Source organism: Micrococcales bacterium (assembly GCA_009784895.1).
Classification (GTDB): Bacteria; Actinomycetota; Actinomycetes; order Actinomycetales; family WQXJ01; genus WQXJ01.
Window position 1 is genome coordinate 21,955 of the sequence record WQXJ01000016.1, and the last position, 23,451, is coordinate 45,405.

At 60.6% G+C, this 23,451-nt stretch carries 22 protein-coding genes, 1 tRNA gene and 1 pseudogene; 15 read left to right on the forward strand and 9 right to left on the reverse strand.

Going from position 1 to position 23,451, the window contains the following annotated elements:
- Positions 1-53 precede the first annotated feature (53 nt).
- The 5 genes from FWD29_04410 to FWD29_04430 all read left to right on the forward strand — a co-directional run bounded on the left by FWD29_04410 (position 54) and on the right by FWD29_04430 (position 5,703).
- Positions 54-1,955: a hypothetical protein gene (locus FWD29_04410; protein ID MCL2803179.1), complete on the forward strand. Its 1,902-nt coding sequence runs from the start codon at positions 54-56 to the stop codon at positions 1,953-1,955.
- Positions 1,956-1,966: 11 nt separating this feature from the next.
- On the forward strand, positions 1,967-2,929 hold the full coding sequence (gene trxB, locus FWD29_04415) for a thioredoxin-disulfide reductase (GenBank protein MCL2803180.1): 963 nt from the start codon (positions 1,967-1,969) through the stop codon (positions 2,927-2,929).
- 79 nt (positions 2,930-3,008) lie between these two features.
- A complete protein-coding gene (trxA, locus tag FWD29_04420; protein ID MCL2803181.1) occupies positions 3,009-3,335 on the forward strand; it encodes a thioredoxin in 327 nt (108 codons plus the stop codon).
- Between the two features lie 51 nt (positions 3,336-3,386).
- Entirely contained in the window at positions 3,387-4,679 is a 1,293-nt protein-coding gene (locus FWD29_04425) for a PLP-dependent aminotransferase family protein (protein ID MCL2803182.1), read from the forward strand.
- A 73-nt stretch (positions 4,680-4,752) separates the two neighbouring features.
- On the forward strand, positions 4,753-5,703 hold the full coding sequence (locus FWD29_04430) for a D-alanine--D-alanine ligase (protein ID MCL2803183.1): 951 nt from the start codon (positions 4,753-4,755) through the stop codon (positions 5,701-5,703).
- A 43-nt stretch (positions 5,704-5,746) separates the two neighbouring features.
- Here the strand turns inward: FWD29_04430 and FWD29_04435 are convergent, their stop codons facing one another.
- From FWD29_04435 to rpmH, 9 genes and pseudogenes are all read right to left on the reverse strand, one after another.
- Positions 5,747-6,097, reverse strand: coding sequence for a VOC family protein (locus FWD29_04435; protein ID MCL2803184.1), 351 nt, complete (start codon positions 6,095-6,097; stop codon positions 5,747-5,749).
- 47 nt (positions 6,098-6,144) lie between these two features.
- Positions 6,145-7,155, reverse strand: a complete 1,011-nt coding sequence (locus tag FWD29_04440; protein ID MCL2803185.1) for a ParB/RepB/Spo0J family partition protein — start codon at positions 7,153-7,155, stop codon at positions 6,145-6,147.
- On the reverse strand, positions 7,148-8,137 hold the full coding sequence (locus FWD29_04445) for a ParA family protein (GenBank protein MCL2803186.1): 990 nt from the start codon (positions 8,135-8,137) through the stop codon (positions 7,148-7,150). The genes FWD29_04440 and FWD29_04445 overlap by 8 nt, the downstream gene beginning before the upstream one ends.
- A complete protein-coding gene (gene rsmG, locus FWD29_04450; GenBank protein ID MCL2803187.1) occupies positions 8,134-8,838 on the reverse strand; it encodes a 16S rRNA (guanine(527)-N(7))-methyltransferase RsmG in 705 nt (234 codons plus the stop codon). Before rsmG ends, FWD29_04445 begins: the two co-directional genes overlap by 4 nt.
- Positions 8,838-9,356, reverse strand: coding sequence for a single-stranded DNA-binding protein (locus FWD29_04455; GenBank protein MCL2803188.1), 519 nt, complete (start codon positions 9,354-9,356; stop codon positions 8,838-8,840). The genes rsmG and FWD29_04455 overlap by 1 nt, the downstream gene beginning before the upstream one ends.
- Before the next feature lie 93 nt (positions 9,357-9,449).
- Positions 9,450-10,667, reverse strand: a complete 1,218-nt coding sequence (gene yidC, locus FWD29_04460) for a membrane protein insertase YidC (protein ID MCL2803189.1) — start codon at positions 10,665-10,667, stop codon at positions 9,450-9,452.
- A gap of 190 nt (positions 10,668-10,857) precedes the next feature.
- A pseudogene (yidD, locus tag FWD29_04465) lies at positions 10,858-11,016 on the reverse strand (membrane protein insertion efficiency factor YidD).
- 82 nt (positions 11,017-11,098) lie between these two features.
- Entirely contained in the window at positions 11,099-11,419 is a 321-nt protein-coding gene (rnpA, locus tag FWD29_04470; GenBank protein MCL2803190.1) for a ribonuclease P protein component, read from the reverse strand.
- A 26-nt stretch (positions 11,420-11,445) separates the two neighbouring features.
- Positions 11,446-11,583, reverse strand: coding sequence for a 50S ribosomal protein L34 (gene rpmH / locus FWD29_04475; GenBank protein ID MCL2803191.1), 138 nt, complete (start codon positions 11,581-11,583; stop codon positions 11,446-11,448).
- A gap of 499 nt (positions 11,584-12,082) precedes the next feature.
- On the opposite strand from rpmH, the gene dnaA reads away from it, so the two are divergent.
- The 10 genes from dnaA to FWD29_04525 all read left to right on the forward strand — a co-directional run bounded on the left by dnaA (position 12,083) and on the right by FWD29_04525 (position 23,123).
- Entirely contained in the window at positions 12,083-13,468 is a 1,386-nt protein-coding gene (gene dnaA / locus FWD29_04480) for a chromosomal replication initiator protein DnaA (protein MCL2803192.1), read from the forward strand.
- 491 nt (positions 13,469-13,959) lie between these two features.
- The gene (dnaN, locus tag FWD29_04485; protein ID MCL2803193.1) at positions 13,960-15,096 is read left to right on the forward strand and encodes a DNA polymerase III subunit beta; all 1,137 of its coding nucleotides are present in this window, start codon (positions 13,960-13,962) and stop codon (positions 15,094-15,096) included.
- A 90-nt stretch (positions 15,097-15,186) separates the two neighbouring features.
- Positions 15,187-16,263, forward strand: a complete 1,077-nt coding sequence (gene recF / locus FWD29_04490) for a DNA replication/repair protein RecF (protein ID MCL2803194.1) — start codon at positions 15,187-15,189, stop codon at positions 16,261-16,263.
- Positions 16,256-16,756 (forward strand): DciA family protein, encoded by a 501-nt coding sequence (locus FWD29_04495; GenBank protein MCL2803195.1) that lies wholly within the window; start codon positions 16,256-16,258, stop codon positions 16,754-16,756. Before recF ends, FWD29_04495 begins: the two co-directional genes overlap by 8 nt.
- Positions 16,757-16,974: 218 nt before the next feature.
- Positions 16,975-18,978, forward strand: coding sequence for a DNA topoisomerase (ATP-hydrolyzing) subunit B (gyrB, locus tag FWD29_04500; protein MCL2803196.1), 2,004 nt, complete (start codon positions 16,975-16,977; stop codon positions 18,976-18,978).
- Positions 18,979-19,077: 99 nt separating this feature from the next.
- Positions 19,078-21,600, forward strand: coding sequence for a DNA gyrase subunit A (gene gyrA / locus FWD29_04505; protein MCL2803197.1), 2,523 nt, complete (start codon positions 19,078-19,080; stop codon positions 21,598-21,600).
- Positions 21,601-21,683: 83 nt separating this feature from the next.
- On the forward strand, positions 21,684-22,484 hold the full coding sequence (locus tag FWD29_04510; protein MCL2803198.1) for a DUF3566 domain-containing protein: 801 nt from the start codon (positions 21,684-21,686) through the stop codon (positions 22,482-22,484).
- A 90-nt stretch (positions 22,485-22,574) separates the two neighbouring features.
- Positions 22,575-22,648: transfer RNA gene (locus FWD29_04515), tRNA-Ile, on the forward strand.
- 144 nt (positions 22,649-22,792) lie between these two features.
- Complete coding sequence (locus tag FWD29_04520) at positions 22,793-22,912, forward strand: DLW-39 family protein (protein MCL2803199.1); 120 nt, start codon at positions 22,793-22,795, stop codon at positions 22,910-22,912.
- Between the two features lie 70 nt (positions 22,913-22,982).
- Entirely contained in the window at positions 22,983-23,123 is a 141-nt protein-coding gene (locus FWD29_04525) for a hypothetical protein (GenBank protein ID MCL2803200.1), read from the forward strand.
- Positions 23,124-23,451 lie beyond the last annotated feature (328 nt).

The window sequence follows — 23,451 nt, forward strand, 5'->3', positions numbered from 1 at the left end:
CTAGGATGGGCGCGACCACCTGGCAGCCGCCCTACTGAGAGGACCTCTTACACATGGACTCTGAAGCGTCGAGGCCCTCCTTGGCCGTGGGCGATCAGTTGATGGGACGCTACCGATTGACTGGCCAGCTGGTTGTCTCACTTCCCAGTTGCGCCCGCTACCGGGCAACAGACCGGATATTGAACCGAGAGGTCGACGTCTACCTAATCTGGGGTGACAGGGTTCAAGAGGCAGTTGACGCCGCCAGACGAGCCGCCTTGGTTGACGATCCGCGTTTGGCCCGCGTCATAGATGCCGGTTCATATTCCGGCACCTGGTTCATTTTGACTTCCCCGGCCGATGGCGTCTCCCTGGCCGATCTAGGCCCCGTTCCGGCAGCCCAGGCCCGCGCCATCGCCGGCGAGGCCGCCACTGCCCTGCAAGTTGCGGCCGAGCGCGACGTCCACCACCTGGCCCTGCGGCCTGAGAACATCGCCCTAGGTGATGGCAAATCTCTGACCATATTGGGCTTGGCTTGGGAAGCTGCCTTGCGCGGGATAGAGCTTGACAAGACGGCCACCGCCCTGCTGGCTGATGCCCGTGGCCTGGTGGCCGTGCTCTACAGTGCTTTGACGGCCCGCTGGCCGGGTGACGTACCCAGCCAAGAGCCCGGACCGCCAGTTTGGGACGGCCAGCCGGTCGCCCCGATCGAGCTGGTCAGCGGTGTGCCCGGTGACCTCAACACACTTTGTTCGGTCACCTTGGCCGGCCGCGGGCTGGGGCCCAGCCAGCCAGCCGAGGTCGTCTCTGACCTGGGAGTTTGGCCCACACTCGAGGTGCCGATGCCACTCGGCCTGGGACCTTCTACGACCCTTGGAGCGCTATCGGAGTTCGAACCTTTAGCCCAAACCGAGGACTTGCCCAGTGCCACTACCGACCTTGATGTCACCGAACCAGACCAGGTAGATCCCGCTGGGCCGGTGGCCCCAGCCGAGCCAGCGCCCGAGGCACTAGTTGAGGCTGCAACTGAGACTGAGGCCCAGGCCGAGCCAGCTGCCCCGCCCCAGGCCGACCAGGCCCCAGACCCAGACGACCAGACCCCTGACGAGCCGCCAATCCAAGCCCTGCCCCTACCAGCCGAAACTGTGGCCGCTTCGTCACTGTTGGCCGAGGCGACCGAGACGCTGGCCCCGCCAGTGGTTGAGGCGAGCGGGGAAAACCAGCTTGACCAGGGCCTCAGCCCGGCCGAGCCAGCCAGGCGGCTCAATGACGTGATTGAGGATCTAGACAGGCTGGCTGGCCCGCCTGGAGACGAGGCGGACCGGTTCGCCAGCCCGGACGAGGATGCTGGCAACGATCCTGACCTGGACCACGAACTGGCCCAAATCGAATCCCTTCTGGCCGAGGCCCGTGCCCTAGCCGAATCGACGCTGGGTGATTGGGTGCCAGGCCCGGGCGAAGAGGCCAGTTCCACGGTCGCTGCCCCTGCCACCTTGTTCCAAGACGAACCAAGCCAATTTGATGACAGCGGGCTTGAGCCGGCGGCCGAGTTCGACCAAGCCAGCGCCGAAGATACGGCGCTTGGCCAAGAAGCGGCAGGCCGCGGGGCCAGCGACGAACCAACCGACTTGCTATCACCGATTTCAGCCGAAGAGACAGTGGTGGATCTAGGTGCTATTGACGACCAAACCCAGGCCCAGAGCCTGCCCGGGGCACCGGACAGTGACGAGGTGGCCGGACTAGAAGGGGAATATTCAGGCGACCAGGACAGTTTCGAGGAGGTGTTGGAGTCCCCGCCTGCACGGGTGACACGGAGCCGCATCAATCTCAGGGGGATAATGATTCTGGTCCTGATTCTGGTTGTGGCCCTGGTCATTGGCCTAGTCGTTTTGGGACAGGCCGGGGTGCTCCAGTTCGGAATTGGACCACTCGAAGCGGCGCCGGCCTCAAGCGCTTTTGGCGCCATTCTGACATAGGAGTTAGAGGCATGAAACAGCTGGCTATTATCGGATCAGGCCCCGCCGGGTACACGGGGGCGATTTACGCCGCCCGGGCCGGCTTTGAGCCGGTGGTTGTGGCCGGATCGGTGACGGCCGGAGGTGCGCTGATGACCACCACCGAAGTAGAGAACTTCCCTGGCTTCCCCGAAGGCGTCCAAGGCCCTGATCTGATGGACAAACTGGCGACTCAAGCCATGCGTTTTGGCGCTGAGATTGTCTACGACGATGTCGTTGAGGTCGAGTTGACTAGCCCGGTCAAGCAGATCACCACCGGTGAAGGCAAAGTCTTTCAAGCCCAGGCCGTGATTCTGGCCACCGGCTCGGCCTATCTTGAGCTGGGTCTGGAAGCCGAAAAGCGACTTATGGGCAAAGGTGTCAGCTACTGCGCCACCTGCGATGGATTCTTTTTCCGCGACAAACAGATCGTGGTAGTGGGCGGTGGCGACAGCGCCATGGAGGAGGCCCTATTCCTGACCAAATTCGCCACCAAAGTGTCAGTAGTACACCGGCGCGGCGAGCTCAGGGCCAGCCGGATAATGGCCGAGCGAGCCATGAACCACCCGGCCATCGATTTCGAATGGCATTCTGTGGTGACCGATGTGACTGGCCAAGACGTGGTCGACGGCGTGCAGTTACAAGATGTGCGCACCGGCCAAATCCGACACCTGCCAACCGATGGTCTGTTCGTGGCTATTGGCCACACGCCCAGGTCGGATCTGTTCAAAGACCAAGTCGACCTTGACCCCAAGGGTTATGTCGTGGTCAGCGGCAGTGCCGCCCCAGGAGAATCCAGCCAAGTCACAGCCACCTCAGCGCCGGGTGTCTTTGCCTGTGGTGATCTGGTTGACCACACCTATCGGCAAGCCATTACGGCGGCCGCTTCGGGCGCCCAGGCCGCCCTGGACGTACAAGGCTATCTAACCGAACTTGAGGCCGGTTCCGGCAACTAGAGAAGGTCGCAGTGCCGGGCCGGTCCCGGTATGCGAGGATAATTGTGCCTAAAGACAAACAGCGAGGAAGAACCATCAAATGAGCGCATTAGCAGACGTCAACGACCAGACCTTTGAGGCCGAGGTAATCCAGGCAAGCTTGCCGGTACTGGTCGATTTTTGGGCGCCCTGGTGCGGCCCATGCCGCCAACTCATGCCAATCGTGGAGCAGCTGGCCACCGAGCACGGCGACAAAATCAAGTTCGTCAAGATCAACATTGACGAAAACCCGCAAACGGCCCGCCAGCAGAACGTGGTCTCGGTGCCAACCCTGAACGTTTTCAAGGACGGCCAATTGGTCAAGGCAATCGTCGGAGCCAGGCCCAAGCCAATGCTGGTGGCCGAGCTATCTGAGTATCTGACCTGATTTGGGTTGGTTGAACACTCAAGTGGTTCCGGGCGCGGCGGTCAGGCCAAAATGACCCACCGTGGCACTCGTCTAGATCCCTGGTTCGAGGCCTACGCCGAACGCACCCACTGGCTCAAGGTCTCCGAGACCAGGGCCCTTTTTGCCGTGGCCAACCGGCCTGAGGTGGTTTCACTGGCCGGTGGCATGCCGTTCTTGGACGCCCTGCCTATGGATATGATCGCCAAGGTCACCCACGACCTAATCGCCACTGAAGGCGCCGTGGCGCTGCAATATGGCAGCGGCCAGGGACATCCCAGACTGCGCGAGCTCATCACCATGGTCATGGCCGAGGAAAAGGCCTTCACCCACGCTGACGATGTCGTTGTCACAACCGGCTCACAACACGCCTTAGACCTGGTCACACGGGTTTTCATCGACCCTGGCGATGTCGTTTTGGCCGAGGCGCCGAGCTATGTCGGGGCGTTGTCAGTTTTCCATTCCTACCAAGCTGCGGTTATCCATGTGGCAATGGACGATTCAGGCTTGATCCCCGAAGCCCTGGACCAGGCCGTCATCCAAGCCCAGGCCGGTGGCCGGCCGGTCAAGTTCGTTTACACCGTACCGAGTTTTCACAACCCGGCCGGTGTCACTCAGCCACTTGACCGGCGCATCGAGGTGCTGGAGGTCTGCCAACGCCACGGCCTACTTCTAGTTGAAGACAACCCTTACGGGCTGCTTAGTTTCGACGGCACTATCACTCCGGCCATCCGGTCTATGGACGAAGAAGGCGTGCTCTACCTGGGTTCGTTTTCCAAAACCCTGGGCCCGGGTTACCGCACTGGATGGGTGGCCGCCCCTCATGCCGTGCGCGAGAAGCTGGTCCTGGCCAGTGAGGCGTCAGTTCTGTGTCCGTCCCATGCTTCCCAGCTGTCAATTGCGGCTTATTTAGAGAACTGTGATTGGCGCGGCCAAATCGAGGCCTACCGCCAGGCCTACCGGGTGCGCTGCCAGGCCATGATGGCGGCCCTGAGAGAACATCTGCCGTCCTGCCACTGGACAAAACCGACGGGCGGCTTCTACACCTGGGTGACCACGCCATCGGGCATAAACACAAAGGCGATGCTGCCACGGGCTACCAGCGCGCTGGTGGCCTACGTTTCCGGTACGGCCTTTTACGCCGACGGCCAGGGGCACAACCAAATGCGCTTGTCCTTCTGCTACCCCACGCCTGAGCGGATCAACGAAGGTGTGCGGCGCCTGGGCGGAGTCTTGGACCAAGAACTTCAGCTGGTGCAGATGTTTGGCTCTGAGAGGGTTGAACACGGCGACAACGTCAACTTCCCCGCGCCCGATACAGCGTGACGTGATGGCAGCGTCCCAGTACAGCCACGCGCTTGAGCCACTGGTGCCAGGCGCCTCATTGGAAGGATAGAAGATGTCGTCAAGAACGGTAATGGTGCTGGCAGGTGGGCTTTCGCACGAGCGCGAGGTGTCGTTGCGGTCCGGGCGACGGACAGCCGCAGCGCTGCGACAGGCTGGCTATGACGTCATCGAAACCGACCTTGAGGCTGGCCTCATCACAACCCTGTCTGTCGACCAAGTCGACCTGGTATGGCCTTTGCTGCACGGCGCCAGCGGCGAAGACGGTTCGGTCGGTGATGTGCTCGAATTGCTTAACGTGCCCTACCTGGGAGCCGACCCACGGGCCTCACGTATCGCCTGGAACAAAGCCATCGCCAAAACAACTTTGCGCCGTCAAGGCATCAAAACGCCTGACTTCGTCACCTTGCCGCAGTCTTTGTTCCGCGAGCTGGGCGCCGGCGCACTGTTGAAACTGCTGGAGGCCTCTTTTGGATTGCCAGTCATGGTCAAACCGCTGATGGGTGGTTCGGCCCTGGGAATCACCCGGGTCGATTCACCCAGCCAGTTGCCTAATGCCATGATGGACTGCTTCTCCTATTGCGACTACGCCATGTTCGAACGGGTCGTTGACGGGGTTGAACTAGCCGTGTCGGTGGTTGACCGGGGTAATGGCCCTGAAGCCTTGCCGGCGGTGGAGATTGAGACTGACGGTCCCTATGACTACGACGCCCGCTACAACCCTGGCCGGACCGAGTTCTTCGCGCCGGCCCGGATCAGCTCCGCAGCCGCCCTTAGGGCCGGGGAAATTGCCGTCAAATGCCACACTGGCCTGGGCTTACGGCATTTGTCACGGACCGACATGTTTCTGGGCCATGACGGTGAGGTCTACTTCCTTGAGGTCAACGTTTCTCCAGGCATGCAGGAAACCTCGCTGCTGCCCCAAGGCGCCCTGGCGGCCGGACAGACACTGCCCAAGCTGTACTCCGCCATGGTTGAGGCCGCCTTGGCGTCACCGGCCCAATAGGAATCGCCATCGACGTTTTAAAGGGCTAGTTGGAGTCCTTGGGCTACTTTTCAGGGGCGGCCAGACAGAACTGGTTGCCGTCTGGGTCCTCGAGTACCACCCAGTCGAGTGGTCCCATTTGGTGGGCGGCCACAAACTTGGCGCCAAGTGACTTCAGCCGCTCGACTTGGGCATCCCGGTTGGGGGCCGACATGTCCAGGTGAAGCCGGTTTTTTCCCGGCGTCGGGTCAGTCACCTTCTGGAAACCCAATGACAGCCCTTCGCCGGCGGCGACCATCACAAAGAAGCCATCGCCGTCGTAAACGATTTGTGTTTCAAGGGCTTCGGCCCACCAAGCAGCCAGGGCCCGGGCGTCAGTCGTATCGAACGTGACCATTCCAATGTTGATTGCCATAACCCGAGCCTACGGCAGTTGGGGCGACCGCAGCCGGCGGGAATTGTTCACCAGCCCCCTGGTCTGAGCCTTGGTTGATCTGGCGCGATCAAGCCCAGGATCCGGTCGAGGTCCTGAACCGAGGCGAATTCAATGGTTATGCGACCTTTGGCCTTGCCCAAAGTGATTTTGACATTCGTATCTAGGTGGTCAATCAGCTTGTCCTGCAACTCATCTAGCGCCTCGGTGCGTGAACCCGCCCGCGAGCTGGCCCGGCTTTTTGCTTTGGGCGGTGGGATGTCACCGACGGCCACCATCTGCTCGGTTGAACGCACTGAGAGACCTTCCGCCACAATTTTCTGAGCTAGGCGCTCCATGGCGGCGGCGTCTTCAAGTCCGAGCAATGCCCGTCCATGCCCGGCTGAAAGCACTCCGGCCGCCAGGCGGCGCTGCACCAGGCTTGGCAGCTTCAGCAGTCGCAAAGTGTTGGTGATTTGTGGCCGCGAGCGCGCCAGGCGTCCGGCTAGCTCTTCCTGGGTGCAGCCAAAATCGTCCATCAGCTGCTGATAGGCGGCGGCTTCCTCCAGCGGATTGAGTTCCGCCCGGTGCAGGTTCTCCAGCAAAGCGTCTCTGAGCATGTCGCCGTCATCGGTTTGGCGGACGATGGCGGGGATCTCGGCCAGGCCCAGCCGCTGGGCCGCCCGCCAGCGACGCTCCCCCACGACCAGTTCGTAGCGGTCCTTGGCCAAAGGCCGGACCACAATAGGCTGGAGTAGTCCAACCGCCTTGATCGAGGCTGCTAGCTCGTCTAGCTCGTCGGAGTCAAAGACCTGCCGTGGCTGGTGCCGGTTTGGTTTGATTTTGGCCACCGCCACGGTGGCAAAGTAGGCACCGGGCACCTCGACTAGGTCTGCTTGACCGGTTGAGGTGAGGCCGGGCTTTGAACCGGTGCCACCGAAGAAGACATCTGCCGGTCTATCGACGCGTTCGGCCGGGCCACCAGGCCGCGAAGTTGAAGCCGGTTCTTGCGGGATTAACGCGCCTAGGCCTTTGCCCAAGCCGCGCCGCCGGTTAGCCATGACTTGCTCCTTCGAAGGGCTGGTGAACAGTTCTCTTGGTCAACTCTTTGGCCGCCTCCAAGTAGGCCAAAGCGCCGCTTGAAGATGGATCGTAGGTCAAAACCGTCTGCCCGTAACCAGGTGCCTCGCTGACCCTAACCGACCGCGGAATGGGCGGGTCGAGCACCTGGGCCGGGAAATGCTGGCGCACTTCGTTGACCACGTCATGCGCCAATTTGGTCCGCTGGTCGAACATCGTCAGCAGGATGGTCGAAAGCTGGAGTTCGGGGTTGAGCGAGTCCCGGATCAAGTTGACCGTCTGGATCAATTGGCTCAGCCCCTCCAAGGCGTAGTACTCACACTGAATTGGGATCAAGACCTCGCGGCCGGCGACAAAGGCGTTGAGGGTCAGCAGGCCCAAACTTGGCGGGCAGTCAATCAGAATGTAGTCCAGTTGTCTTTCGCCCCTGAGATGCCAGTCCACTCTGAGCTGCTCGAGCGCACGGTCGAGTAGGTGCTCGCGGCCAGCCATGGCGACTAGTTCAATTTCGGCTCCCGAAAGGTCAATTGTGGCCGGCACACACCAGAGTCCGTCTACCTCAGGACATGCCGCCATGACTTCAATCATGGCCCTGCCATCCAGCAAGACGTCATAGACAGTGGCGCTGTCCGGGCGCAGCTCAATGCCTAAGGCAGTTGAGGCATTGCCCTGAGGGTCGCAGTCCACCACCAAAACGCGGCAGCCGCCAATGGCCAGGGCCGCAGCCAAGTTGACCGCCGTTGTGGTCTTGCCGACACCGCCTTTTTGGTTGGCCACGGTCACGATCCGGGTACGAGCCGGCCTATCAAAGGCCACGCCTTGCAGTTTGGCCCGCCGGCGAGCGTCGCGGGCGACCTCGTCGCCAACCGGCGTGTCAGAGACCCACGTTTCACGTGAAACATTGGCGTGCCGGCCACCGGCTCTGGCCCCGCCTGATGGCGCCATCTGGTCGCTCGGCATCACGTCGCCTTCCTTTCCCCGCCACCAGTATGGGCCACAGCACCAACCTTGCCGGGGCCCAGTTGCCCCCGCACCACGAACGTTTTGTCGTTGGCCAGCGGCGTGGCCTCAATCACTGCTAGTCCCTCGTAACCCAGGTGGTGCATCGCCTCTTGACAACGATTGAGTTCTTGACCAGCACTGCGGCCTTTCAGGGCCAAATACAGTCCACCGGGTTTGAGTAACTCGGCCGCCCAGGCGGCCATCTCATCTAGGGCGCCAACGGCCCGCGAAACCACCGCCTCGACCTGTCGATGGCCGGCCAGTTCCTGCGCTCGACTCCATGTCAAAGTGACATTGGACAGACCGAGTCGAGTCCTAACCTCCTCAAGCCAAGTTATGCGCCGTTTCATTGAGTCAACCAGCTCGAAGCAGAGGTCCGGCCGAGCCAAGGCCAACACCACTCCAGGTAGGCCGGCCCCCGACCCAATGTCCATAACGGTGCCCCCGGCCGGTAGGTGGGGCACCAGGCTGGCGCAATTGGCCAAATGCCTGGACCACAACCGCCCAGTTTCACGCGGTCCTATCAGTCCCCGTTTCGGTCCTTGGCTGGCCAGCATGGCCGCGAAAACGGCCATCTGATCGTAGGCCGGTCCAAACAGCCTGCGCACGGCCTGGTGGTCCAGCTTGGCGTCATCATCCGGGCCGGTAGCGACCGGCCTCATCAAGCCGGCCTGACAACCACGAACCGTTCGGGGTCAACGCCGCTCGATTCAGAAACCAGCCCAGCCTCGGCCACACGGTCATGGACCACTTTGCGTTCAAAAGCGTTCATTGGTTCTAGCGACAGGTGGACGCCTTTGGTCTTGACCTCGGTGATGATCTGGTCAGCCACTTGCTGCAATTGCTCACGCCGCCCAGCTCGGTACCCAGCCACGTCCAGCATCAGCCGCGACCGGTCGCCAGTTCTGTTTTGGATGGCGATCCGAGTCAATTCCTGCAGGGCATCAAGCACCTCTCCGTCCCGGCCGACCAGTTTCTTCAACTCACCGCCAGAGGACTCCTCACTGACAACCGCCACCACGGCTCGGCCGTGATCGACATCAATGTCGATATCGCCGTCCATATCAACAATGTCGAGGAACTCCTCCAAATAGTCGGCCGCAACCTCGCCTTCGTTTTCAAGGCGAGAAGACCTTGACTTGGACGTCTCATCGGCGTCTTGGCTCTGGTCTAAGGCCACTTCGGCCAGCTCGGTGGCCTCGTCTGTCTCAACTTGGTTCTCAGCTGGTTGGCTGAGGGCATCGTTGTCTTGACTCACTACCTGGCTCCTCAATCATTTGCGCTGCTTGCGCGAGGTCTTCTTTGGTTGTTGACGCTGCCCACTTTGTGGTTTGGCTTGGTTGGGGCCAGCCTGGCTGCCCTTTTGGCTGCCGCTAGCTTGGTTCGACTGGCTATCTTGGCCGCCGGCATTGGCTCGTTTGGCGGTGTCCTTTTTGCCTGCTGACGGGCCGTCAACGGCCGATGCCGGCTCAGGCTCTGGCTTTGGACCGCCGGGTTTTGGCCCGGTGCCTTTGCGATCCGCTCGGCTGGTCCGCTTCGGCTGGACACGTTGGCCCGAAGGTGGCTCAATGATGGCCGGCGGCGGCTCATCCTCCACCTGATCTGGTTCGCCCCGCTTGGCGCGTCTCTTGGCTTTGCGTGCTTCTAAGCGTTTTTCCGCCTCTGTGCCTGGAGTTGGCATACGGCGAATGACAAAGAATTGTTGGCCCATCGACCACAGGTTGGTGGTCAGCCAGTAAATCAGCACGCCAATAGGGAAGTTCACGCCAGTGACAAAGAAGATCAAGGGCATGCCGTAGAGCATGATCTTCTGGGTCCGGTACATCGGGTTGTCGGCCGCCATGGCCGGGACGTTCTTCATGGTCAGCTGACGCTGCGTGGTGAAAGTCGTCACTGACATGGCCACTATCAACACCATGGTGACTATGCGCACGGTGACTGCCGGTGCGCCGGCCCAGGTCTCGGGGTTCATGAAAGTAGCCGAGAGTGGCGCGCCAAAAAGCTTTGACTCCATGACTTGGCCGGCCACTTTGGCGTCGATTGGGCCAATCGAAGTAATCGAGCCGCCCTTGTAGATTCCCTTCTGCAGCAGTGGCATTGAGTAAAGCACTCGGAACAGCGCAAAGAAGAAAGGGGACTGGGCCAAGATGGGCAGGCAGGAGCTCAGCGGGTTGGCGCCGTGCTTCTTGTACAACGCCATCAGCTCTTCTTGCTGGCGTCGTTTCGACACCGGGTCGGTTTTGCCCTTATAGCGCTTTTGTAGCCGCTGAACCTCCGGCTGAATCAACTGCATGGCGCGTGAAGATCGGATCTGCTTGACGAACAACGGGATCATGATCATGCGCATCACTACCACCAACATGACAATTGCCAGGATCCAAGCGACCGAGCTCTTGGCCCCAAACACCAAGGCAAAGGCCTTGTGAGAGCCGTACATGATCCAGGCCACCAACCACATGATGGGGCTTAGAATCGAATCAAACCAACCCATTGTACACCTTCCTGGTAGCCTCTTGTACAACAGGCTCTGGCCCCGTTGACATAGCCAGCACCAAGCGCTGACCTGAGCGAACGCCGGGATTAGCAGCTGGTATGGCAGCCTGAGTTGGGCTCGGCGTTAACTGGCCGGCTGCTGACTGGCCGGCTACGGTCGACAAGCTGGCGCTGCTTGGGGCCGGCCAGCGCTCCGGTACATGATCAACCCCGCCTGGGCTCCAAGGGTTGCAGCGCAACAGCCGCCAGGCTGTTAGCGCCAACCCTTTGACCAGTCCCAGCCGCCTGAGTGCGGTGATCGAGTACTGCGAACAACACGGATAGTAGCGGCAGCTTGGCGCGAACATCGGTGAGATCAGTCGCTGGTACAGGCGCACCAGTCCAGCCAGGGCCAGTGCCGGCCCTCTGATCAACCGTTGGTAACTCACGTCACCTACTTGCCTTTTCAATGGCCCGCCCAAGGCAGTTGGACACAGAGCTTCGCAGGGTCGAATACTCAGCTGTCGCCGCTGGTGGCAGGGCTCTGACCACGACGCCCGTGCCGTTAGGGATTTGTACCAGTTGACTAGCCAGGATGGCGCGTAGTCGCCTGGTCACGCGGTGACGAATAACCGAATTGCCGACCGCCTTGGAGACAGCCAAGCCAAGTAACCGTTGGTTGTCCTGGCGCCGTGAGGCGTAGGCCACAACTAGGCCTGAGCCTGCCCTGCCACCGCCTTGCGTAGCCACGAAATCGGCCGGGCGCCGCATCCGGTTGGCCCTGGAGAGCACGTCAGCTAGGCCGAAAGTTGGCTGCGGCCCTTGCGCCGCCTGGCCGCCAAGATGCTTCGCCCGGCCCGCGTGCGCATACGCAGCCGGAAGCCGTGGGTTCTGGCCCGGCGGCGATTATTGGGTTGAAAGGTTCTCTTGCTCACGGTCCTACTCCACCACTTTGTCCCCCAGGCCCATTTGGACCCCGCGCTTGCCCGCGACATCTGCCAAGGCAGCGTCGCGTCGCGCCCCTGGGCACGAAGATTCGTCATTAGTGCATAGCCGGGCACAAAGGTACGGTCTGAAGCCGCATTTGGTCAAACCACAACCTCTTACTGGCTTGGCCACCGACCGAAGTTACGCCTGGCCTGAGGCGCTTAGGCGCCAGGGCCCGGCCCGTTGTCTAGTTGACTGCCTAAGCCCGGCTCGACCGCGTCTTGCCAGCCCAACCCCAGCCAACACTTTCGAGGCTCTGGCGGCCGTTCACGACCAGCTTCATTCGATCCGTTGACCAGCCGTTACACGCCTGGTGCGGAGCGGAATCGGGGCTTGGGCCAGCAGTCACTTGGTTCTCTTTGCCAGGTCTGGGGCAGACACCGAGGCGATTGGGCCATTAGCATTCGTACACGGCCTGCGCGCCAAAGCCGAACCTAAGGACCAACCGTGGATGAACCTCGCGAGATTAGCCAAATTTGGAAGCAAGCCCGGCAAATCTGGGATGACGAGGGCAGCCTGTCTGGCCAGCGCCTCGGCTTCCTTTCCCTGATCAAACCGGTTGCCCTGGTCCAAGACACGGCACTATTGGCGGTTGGCTCCCAGTACGCCAAGGACTACCTCGAGGCCAACTTGGCCGGTCTGATCGAAACAACACTTAGCCGCATTACCTCAAAACCGATGAACATCGCCATTTCGATCGACCCCACGGTGGACACCGAGCTGGCCCCAGCTGAGCCAGCCGAAACCCCAGCCAGCCAGGTCGAGCCGAACGACCCAGCAGACCGCAACCGGCCCCATCCCAGCCAGCTGCGTGGCCGTTACACCTTTGACACCTTTGTCATTGGCCCCTCAAACCGCTTTGCCCACGCCGCCGCCGTGGCCGTAGCTGAAGCTCCAGCCAAGGCTTATAACCCGCTGTTTATCTATGGTGGCTCCGGACTGGGTAAAACCCACCTGCTGCACGCCATCGGCAACTACGCCCAGGTCCTCGAAACCGCTCACAAGGTTCGCTACGCCACCTCGGAGGAGTTCACCAACGATTTCATCAACTTTGTCCGCGACGGCAAGATGGAAGACTTCCAGCGCCGGTACCGCAACAACGACATTCTGTTGATTGACGACATCCAGTTTCTCAAAGGCAAAGGTCAAACCATGGAAGAGTTCTTCCACACCTTCAACGCCTTGCATAACTCTGGCAGTCAGGTCGTCATCACCTCTGACCTAGCCCCGAAACAACTTGACGGTTTTGAGGACCGGATGCGCTCGCGCTTCGAGTGGGGCTTGTTGACGGACGTTCAGCCGCCGGATCTTGAGACTCGAATTGCTATCCTGCGCAAAAAAGCCGACAGCGAAGGCATCACGGCCAGTTTTGATGTCCTTGAGTACATCGCCCAACGAATCACCACCAACATCCGCGAACTCGAAGGTTCGCTCATCCGCGTAACTGCCTTTGCCTCGCTCAATCATCAGTCAGTTGACCTGTCGCTGGCTGAAATCGTCCTACGCGACCTCATCACCGACCACCCGGCCCAAATCACCACGGCCTCCATCATTGCCCACACTGCCAAGTACTATGACTACTCCATTGACGAGCTTTGTGGTCCGTCTCGTTCACGCAATCTGGTCAACGCCCGCCAAATTGCCATGTACCTATGCCGCGAGCTGACCGACCTATCGCTGCCAGCTATTGGCCGCGAATTTGGCGGGCGGGACCACACCACGGTGATGCACGCCCAAAAACGGGTCAAGGAATCAATGGCCGAGAAACGTTCAGTCTTCATCCGCGTGACCGAACTGACCAACCGCATAAAGCAACAGGCGGCCGATTCCTAAACCGGTGGTATTTATTAACAGCTGTGTACAAACCTGTGGATGGCGGTGGATATCGCCATCGCCGATGTGTACAGCCCAGTTGTTTTCTGTGGACAGGGCACCCATGTTGCGGTTTTCTCCCCAGCCCAGCCTCGCCGCCCACAGCCTGCCCACAGCCGCTTGCACAGCCCCGAGCGCCCTTTGACCTGTGGCAATAGCTGTTTTCCACACTACCCACAGGCCCTACGACGCTTAACGTAGTATCTCTTAATGACAGCTTGTGGATCACCCGCATTGAGCAACCTGGCTCTACCTAGGGAATTGTTCACCAGCCCCCTAGCCCGGTCTGAAGCCCGGTAGAAGGTGCGCTGCGATAACTGATCGGCCCCCAAACGCTTTGGCCCGGCGGCCGGTTGGCTAGGTCCGCTCGGCGGTCGTGGCCAGATCGACCAGGCGATAGGGTCGTTGCCCCGCTAAGGTTGGTGGACAGTAATTTACGAAGGAGACGTGGCATGAAGCTTGTGCTTGACCGCGACACATTGGCTGAGGCTGCCTCATGGGTGGCCCGGGCGCTGCCCCAGCGTCCGCCCAGCCCGGTGCTGTCTGGTGTCCGGATAAAGGCAGAGACAAAAGATGCCGGACACGTCACCTTGACCACCTTCGACTATGAGGTCTCGGCCAAGTTCGACGTTCCGGCGCAGGTTGATGAAGCAGGTGAGGTACTGGTCTCGGGCAAGTTGCTCAACGAGATCGCCAAGTCCCTTCCGGCCAAGCCGGTGACCTTGTCAGTCGAGGGTCCCAAGGTTCACGTCAATTGTGGAGCCTCAGCCTTCACCCTGTTGACCATGCCGATCGACGACTATCCGGCCTTGCCACCACTGCCCACGACAGTTGGCGCGGTCCAGGCGGATGTCTTTACTGAGGCCGTTGGCCAGGTGGCGGTGGCCGCCACCCGGGATGAGACCTTGCCGCTGCTGACTGGTGTGCGCATGGAGATCGAGGGCGAGAACCTGGTGCTGATGGCGACCGACCGCTACCGCTTGGCCATCAGAGAGCTGACCTGGAAGCCGGCCCAAAGCGACGTCAGTCGAGTGGCTCTAGTTAGAGCAAAGACGCTACTGGAAGTGGCCAAAGCCTTTGGTCACACCGAGGAGGTTTCAGTCTCGCTGACGGCGCCGGGCATTGCCGACATTATTGGTTTTGCCGCTGGCGGCAAGGAAACCACTTCCCTGCTAATTGACGGTGATTACCCACCGGTGCGCAAGCTTCTGCCTGAATCCCCACCGATTACGGCCGTGGTGGATGTCCAGCAGCTAATTGAGGCTGTCCGCCGCATGAGCCTGGTGGCCGAGCGAAACACGCCGGTGCGGATCATTTTCACCGAAGGGCAGGCCGCTTTGAACGCCGGTACTGGGGATGACGCCCAGGCCTCAGAGGTGGTCGAGGCTCAATTGAACGGCGATGAGGTGACTGTGGCTTTCAACCCGCATTACCTACTTGACGGGTTGGGTGTGATTGGAGCCAAGTACGTCCGGATCTCGATGACCAATTCGACCAAGGCAGTTCTTTTCGAAGCCCAAGACGATCTGGATGGTGAAGCCCGGGCGGACTACAAGTATCTGCTGGTACCGATTCGTTTCACTGTCTAGCTTATTGTTCACCAACCCCGAAAAAAGGGGCCCTGAACAGTGCATCTGACTGATCTGGCGCTAAGCGATTTTCGATCCCACCATAAACTGGTGCTGCGGCTAAGTGACGGTGCGACCAGCTTTGTTGGCCCCAATGGCGCTGGAAAAACCAACATCATTGAGGCCGTTGGTTATCTGGCCACACTTGGGTCACACCGGGTTGCCTCAGATGCTCCCTTGGTCCGTCACAAGGCCGAGCGGGCCATTATCAAGGCCAAAGTGGTCCGGTTAGACCGGTCGGTCCAAATTGACCTCGAAATCAAATCAAGCGGTGGTAGGCGGGCCTGGCTGGGCCGGGCCCCGGTCAGGCGACTATCTGACGTGCTTGGGTTGGTTCAGGCGATTGTCTTTGCACCGGAGGATTTGGTTCTGGTCAAAGGCGGGCCCGAGGCGCGGAGGAGTTTTCTGGACCAAGTCCTAGTTCAACGCCGGCCAGGGCTGGCGGGCACAATCCAAGACTTTGACAAGACCATGCGTCAACGCGGCGCACTACTGAAATCGTTAGCCCAACTGACCGCAGCAGCCAGGCCAAACGCTCTTGATGCGCTTGAGGTCTGGAATGACAAGGCTGCCAATCTTGGTGGGATCATCATGGTTCAACGAGCTGCAGTGGCCAGTGAACTGAACCAGATTCTGGCGCGGACCTACCCGGCCTTCGCGCCGGCCGGCGACCAAGCCGAGGCCACCTACCAGCCATCGATACCAATGACAGGCCTGGTCGAAGCGGACCAAGTGGCAGCCGGTCTAAAGGCCGCCATGACCACCCTCCAAGCCAAAGAGATCGCCCGGGGTGTCAACCTGGTGGGACCACAGCGCGACGAATTGGCCCTGGCCATCAATGGCCATCCGGCCCGCGGTTATGCCTCACACGGCGAGTCATGGTCAATGGCTCTGGCCCTGCGGCTCAGTGCCTTCGAGCTGCTGAAGAACCTAGGCCACGGTGACCCAATCTTGATCCTGGACGACGTTTTTGCCGAACTAGATAGCACTCGCCGCGCCCGCCTGGCTAACATCGCCAGTTCAGTCGAGCAAGTCCTGGTGACCACGGCGGTGTCCGGCGACATCCCGCCTGAGCTTGGTGGCGAGCGGATCGAAGTAGCTGCGGCCAAAGTGGGACAAGATGAATGACAGACCCGAACCAACCGGCAAGGCTGCCAGCCCAGATGACCAGCCTCCTGGCCAGGCCAACGGCCGGCCGGCCGAGCTAGCCGCTTTAGACCGAATCAGGGCCCGAGGGGCCAAACGGCGCCAAGCAAAACCCAGGGCGGCCGAATGGTCCTCGGCTCGCGACCCACAGCCGCTGGCAGATGCCGTCGATGAGCTAATCGAAGTCCAAGGCTGGGGCGGTGAAGTCTCGGTGGCGGAACTGGTGGTGCGCTGGGCCCAAATTGTTGGCCCGGCCAACGCCGAACACTGCCAGGTAACCGGCTTCGACAATGGTTTGCTGACAATTGAAGCCGACTCCTCAGCTTGGGCCACCCAAATCGGTTGGCTGGTCGAAACCATCCAAAGCCGGATTGACCAGGAAATAGGCCAGAACCTAGTGACTGGAATCAGAGTCCGGGGCCCGGCCGGCCCACCTAGAGCCAAGGGCCGCTGGCGGGTCAAGCCGCCGCCCTAGCCACGACCAGCCGAACGATGGCTAGCGCGAAGCGCTGACCAGAGCCAACGCCCACTTCGAAGCCACCAGGGCCTGGGCCTGGCGGTGTTGTTAGCCGGTTTGCCGGGCGAGTAGAATAGGTCACTGCAATCGCTCGCACGTGTCTTAGGATCCGGACGCCGTGGGGCCCCTTTTTGACCCGCCCCCGGCGCGCGTGCCCGGGCAAGAAAGACGGTGAAGTGGCAATCGACGAGTCAACATCCGTGCCTACCGGTTATGACGCCGGTGACATTACGGTTCTCGAAGGCTTGGACGCGGTCCGTAAACGACCAGGGATGTACATTGGCTCGACCGGAGAACGCGGCTTGCACCACCTGGTCTACGAGGTGGTTGATAACGCTGTAGACGAGGCCTTGGCCGGGTTCGCCAGCCGCATTGAGGTCACCATCATGCCCGATGGCGCGCTGCGGGTGATCGACAACGGCCGCGGCATTCCGGTTGATGAGCACCCGGTCGAAAAGAAGCCAGCCCTGGAGGTGGTGCTGACGATGCTGCACGCCGGGGGCAAGTTTGGCGGCGGCGGCTATGCCGTTTCTGGTGGCTTGCACGGGGTTGGCGTCTCGGTGGTTAATGCTTTGTCTTCGCGGCTTGAAGCCATGGTTTGGCGCGATGGTTTCACGTGGAACATGACCTTCGACCACGGCGAGCCGGTGGGCCCACTGGAACAGGGCGCTCCGACCGGAAAAACCGGCACTGTCATCACTTTCTGGCCAGACCCAGAGGTCTTCGAGACAGTTGATTTCGACTTTGAGACGCTTAGGATCCGGTTCATGCAGATGGCCTTCTTGAACAAGGGGCTGACCATCTCGCTAATCGACATGAGACCAAAACACTTCTCCAAGGTTGAGTCGGACCATGCCGCTGAGGAGCCAGAATCCTCCCGGCGGGTGACCTACCGTTTTGATCGCGGCCTGATCGACTACGTTGGACACTTCAACGCCGCCCGCAAGGCCGAGCCGGTTAATCCAGAGATCATCTATTTTGAGGCTGAGGCTGGCGATAGGACCATTTCGGTGGAAATAGCCATGCAATGGACCACGGCTTACTCCGAGGCCGTCCATACCTTTGCCAACACCATCAACACCACTGAAGGCGGTACCCACGAGGAAGGTTTCAGGGCAGCGTTGACCTCGCTGATCAACCGCTACGCCCGCGACAAGGGACTGCTGAAGGACAAAGACGAAAACCTGACCGGGGATGACGTGCGGGAGGGTTTGACCGCGGTGATTTCGGTCAAGCTGACTGAGCCGCAATTTGAGGGTCAAACCAAAACCAAGCTGGGCAACACTGAGGCCAAGACTTATGTCCAACGCATGGTTGGCGACCATTTGGCCGATTGGTTCGACGCTCACCCAAGTGAGGCCAAGTCGGTTATCCGAAAGGCTCAACAGGCCTCGGCCGCCCGGATGGCGGCGCGTAAGGCGCGCGAGGCCACACGGCGCAAAGGCCTGCTCGAATCGGGTGGCATGCCGGGCAAACTGAGGGATTGTTCCTCCCGGGACCCGGCGGTCAGCGAGATATTCATTGTCGAGGGTGATTCGGCTGGTGGTTCTGCCTCCTCTGGACGCAACCCGGAGACCCAAGCCATTTTGCCCATCCGCGGCAAGATCCTGAACGTCGAAAAGGCCAGGTTGGACCGCGCCTTGTCCAACACCGAAATCCAAGCTCTCATCACCGCCTTTGGTACCGGCATCGGCGAAGACTTTGACCTGGCCAAGCTGCGCTACCACAAGGTGGTGCTGATGGCAGACGCGGACGTGGACGGAAAACACATCCAAACGCTCCTACTGACCTTGCTCTTCCGCTACATGCCGCAGCTGATTGAGCACGGCCACGTCTTTTTGGCCCAGCCGCCGCTTTACCGTTTGAAATGGTCTGGTTCGGCCCATGAGTTCGCCTATTCCGATAAGGAACGCGACGCGCTGCTGGCCTTCGGCGCCGAGCAGGGCAAGCGGATCCCCAAGGACAATGGCATCCAGCGCTACAAGGGCCTGGGCGAAATGAACTACCAGGAGCTATGGGAGACCACCATGGATCCGGCCACACGTACTTTGCTGCAGGTCACCATGGAATCGGCGGCGGCCGTCGACGAGACTTTTTCGATTCTGATGGGAGACGATGTCGAATCTCGTAAGGCCTTCATCCAACGCAATGCCCATGACGTTCGTTTCCTTGATATTTGATATGACCGATCGCAGAGAGGTTCGCCTGTGAGCCAGGCCCAGACCCCTAACCCACCGCCAGCCACAGGCCGGATTGAACCGGTTGACTTACAAGCCGAAATGAGGCGTAGCTATCTGGACTACGCCATGTCGGTGATTGTTGGGCGGGCCCTGCCAGATATTCGTGATGGCCTCAAACCGGTCCACCGACGGGTCATCTACGCCATGTATGACGGCGGCTACCGTCCCGACCGAGGTTATTCCAAATGCACCCGGGTAGTTGGCGAGGTCATGGGCCAGTACCACCCGCACGGGGATTCGGCCATCTACGACACCTTGGTTCGTTTGGCTCAGCCCTGGTCACTGCGTAACCCTCTGGTTGACGGACAGGGCAATTTTGGCTCACCGGGCGACGATGCCCCGGCCGCACCTAGGTACACCGAATGCCGCATGGCACCACTGGCCCTGGAAATGGTTCGTGACATAGAGCGCGACACAGTTGACTTCGAAGACAACTACGACGGGCGGACCAAAGAACCGGTGGTGATGCCGGCCCGCTTCCCCAATCTGCTGGTTAATGGTTCGGCCGGGATTGCCGTGGGTATGGCTACCAACGTCCCACCTCATAATTTGCGGGAAGTTGCAGCCGGCATTCAGTGGCATTTGGCCAACCCCCAGGCCAGCTACGAGGACCTGCGCGAGGCTCTGATCGAACGCATTCCGGGACCTGATTTCCCCACCGGTGCGCTGATCCTGGGCACCAAAGGGATCAAGGATGCCTACCGCACCGGTCGCGGTTCGATCGTGATGCGGGCTGTGGTTGAAGTTGAGGAAATCGACGGCCGTAACGCCTTAGTGGTGACCGAATTGCCGTACCAGGTCAACCCTGATCGCCTGGCCAGTCGGGTTGGCGAATTGGTCAAAGACGGCCGGATCCAGGGCATCGCTGATTTGCGGGACGAAACCTCAGGGCGAACCGGCCAACGGCTGGTCATGCTGCTCAAACGCGACGCCGTGCCGAAGGTTGTGCTGAACAACCTCTACAAGCAGACCCAATTGCAGGAAACCTTTGGCGCCAACATGCTGGCCCTGGTCGACGGGGTGCCACGGGCCAGGACGATCGATTCGTTTATTCGCCACTGGACCAGCCACCAGCTTGAAGTAGTAGTGCGCCGGACCCAGTTCCTGCTGCGGGAAGCCGAAGCCAGGGCCCATATCCTGCGCGGCTATCTCAAAGCCCTTGACCGTCTTGACGATGTAATTGCGCTGATAAGGGCCTCTGCCACAGTTGATGTGGCGCGTCAGGGGTTGATCGAACTACTCGAGATTGACGAAATCCAGGCCAACGCGATTCTGGAAATGCAGCTAAGGCGCCTGGCCGCGCTGGAACGCCAGAAGATCCTGGACGAACACGCCGCCATCGAAGCTCGGATAGCCGACTACAACGAAATTCTGGCTAGCCAGGACCGCCAGCGGCAGATCGTCGGTTCGGAGCTGGCCAATGTAGTCGAAAAGTTTGGTGATGACCGGCGCACCCGGATTTTGCCATTTGAAGGTGAGGTTACCGACGAGGACTTGATCCCCGAAGAAGATGTCGTGGTAACCATCACTCGGGGTGGCTACGCCAAACGCACCCGGGTTGACCAATACCGGTCTCAACGGCGCGGCGGCAAAGGCGTCAAAGGTGCGCAATTGCGTGAAGACGACATTGTCGAGCATTTCTTTGTCACCACCACCCACCAGTGGCTGTTGTTTTTCACAAACTTTGGCCGGGTCTACCGGACTAAGGGCTACGAACTACCAGAGGGTTCACGCGACGCCAAGGGCCAGCATGTCGCCAATATGCTGGCCTTCCAACCTAATGAGCGTATCGCCCAAGTCCTGGCGCTGCGGGACTACGAACAGGCCGACTACCTGGTCTTGGCCACTAAACGCGGCTTGGTCAAGAAAACCAGGCTGCAAGACTACGACTCACCGAGATCCGGCGGAATCATCGCTATCAACTTGCGCGAGGACAAGACTGGCGTCAGCGACGAGGTCGTCGCCGCCCGGCTAATTGACGCCAGTGATGATTTGATCCTGGTTTCGCGTAAAGGCCAGTCGGTTAGATTCACGGCCTGGGATGAGTCGCTGCGCCCAATGGGCCGCGCCACCTCCGGTGTCACCGGCATGAAGTTCCGTGGCAGTGACGAGTTGCTGGCCATGGACGTGGTGACAGAAGGATCGGATGTGTTCGTGGTGACGGAAGGCGGTTACGCCAAACGCACCCCGGTTGACCAGTACCGGTTGCAGGGCCGCGGTGGCCTTGGCGTCAAGGTGGCCAAATTGGCGGCCGAGCGCGGCGACCTGGTCGGGGCCTTGATCACCGGGGTCGGCGATGAGGTCATGGTGATCATGGAAGCCGGAAAAGTGGTTCGCTCCAGGGTCGACGAGGTACCAGCCAAAGGTCGCGACACCATGGGTGTGGTCTTCGCCAAACCTGACCCGGGCGATCGCATCATTGGCTTGGCTCGTAACGCCGAAGGCACCACTAGCGACGATGACGAGGGCGAGGATGGTGGCCAAGACAGCGTCGTTGAGGCTGTTCAGTCAGGTACCGTTGGGGGAATGATCTCCCAGAGCGACAACGGAGGTGTCGGATGAGTCCGGAAGAGGTCAAGGACCAACCGGCCAAGCCGGCGGGTCGCAGGGCTGCCGCCCGGCCGCTCGCGCCAGGACCCGCCACCATGAGAGTGGCCGCCGCGGACCGCCGTTCCCGGGCCGGTTCCGGTGCCGGACATGCCATGGACCCGCCGCCAATCATTCGCCCGGCCGCCAAACCGCAACGCGCCACAGGTGAGGTCAGAGCGGTTGGTGCCCTGCCGGCATCGGACGCGGGCACACCTGGCCAACCACCGGCCCCGGGCCTGGGCGGCCAAATTGACGCTTCGGCGCCACAACCCCGGCGATTCCGCACTCCAAAGACCGCCACCGGGCCGGACCAGGCCGCAGCTGCCAAATCAACTGCGGCCGGCGCCGCCGCGCCTGGCGAAGTACCAGCCAGCCCGGCCCCCCCACCAATCCCCTTGCTATCCGGCTCGTCGTTGGTACCGGGCGATGAGGCCGGCACAACTGGCAAGGCCGCCAAGAAGGGCAAAAAAGGGCCCAAGGCCATTCGCAAAATCAAGCTGTCGCTGAGCTATGTCTCGCCTTTGTCAGTGGCAAAAATGTCATTCTTGATCTCATTGGCGGCCGGGATCGCCTGGGTGGTCATGATCTGGGTGTTGTGGACAGCGTTAGACCAAAAACACGTCTTCGCCGAGATCGATTCGATGATCCAAGACCTGGCCGGCGAACCCAAGGCCAGGGAACTGAATCTGATGCAGTACGTTGGCCGGGGCCGGATCATGTCCGGAGCCATGATGGTTGGGGCCATCAATGTGGTTATTGGCACCATATTGGCCACGCTCGGCGCGGTCATTTACAACGTCTTGTCCGCCCTAGTTGGCGGCATCCACATGACCCTTCGCGAAGAGCAGCGCGGGTGAGCCGGCGGCCATTGGCACACCGGCGGTCCGGCGTTGCTTGGACGCCTGCCTTGGGGTAATGTCACGCAGGCGTCTTGAACATGGCGCCAAGGGCCTATAGCTCAGGCGGTTAGAGCGCTTCCCTGATAAGGAAGAGGTCGGAGGTTCAAGTCCTCCTAGGCCCACCCGACGCGAGTGAGGCCAACGACCGCCCGCCAGGTGGGTTGGTTGGGCCGAGCGAGCTAGGGTTGACGAGGGAGATTCCCAAGGATCACCGGAGTGGCCGCTCGGCTACCCGGACCAGAACCCGGCCCGGAGGAGGCAGTTCAATGAAGAAGGTTCTGATCATTCTGGCCGTCCTGGCCGTGGGCGTGTTGGCCTACCGAAAGTACGCCAAGGATCAAGCTGAGCTTGACCTTTGGGCCGAGGTCACCGACCCAGTGGCATAGTTCTCAACCGCCGCCGGCACCGTCGACATGAACGTCTCGATGACGCCGGCCAATCGACCTGAACACCTCGATGACGCCGATTTCCGCCCACCTGGGCAAACGCTCAGATTCGATGATTGAACCGTTCATGTCGATCTGGTCTAGTCATTCAACCGGACAGGTCGATCCGGACTTGTCATTCAACCGTTCAACTCGATCCGGTCAAACCTGAGTCTCCGGTTTTGCGGCCTCTTGCCGTGGACTACGGCCGGCCGTGACCCGACCACCATCATTCCTGGGCGCCAGGCAGACCAGAAGCCCGCCGATCCGAAAACCGTGTAGACAAGACTAGGGATTCCTTCCACCTGGCCGCCCATCTTTCAGGTTGGTTTGAGGGGTTTCAGGCTGGTGGCCTCGGTGTATACCGGGTTTCGGGAATGTCATTTGCCACGTGCATGGGACCGGTTGAGGGGTTGTTTTGCCACGAGCATGGGACCACCTGTTTTGCCAGTTATGGGACCACCACGGTGTTGCGCCGGTGAGTCCTTTTCACGGCGGGA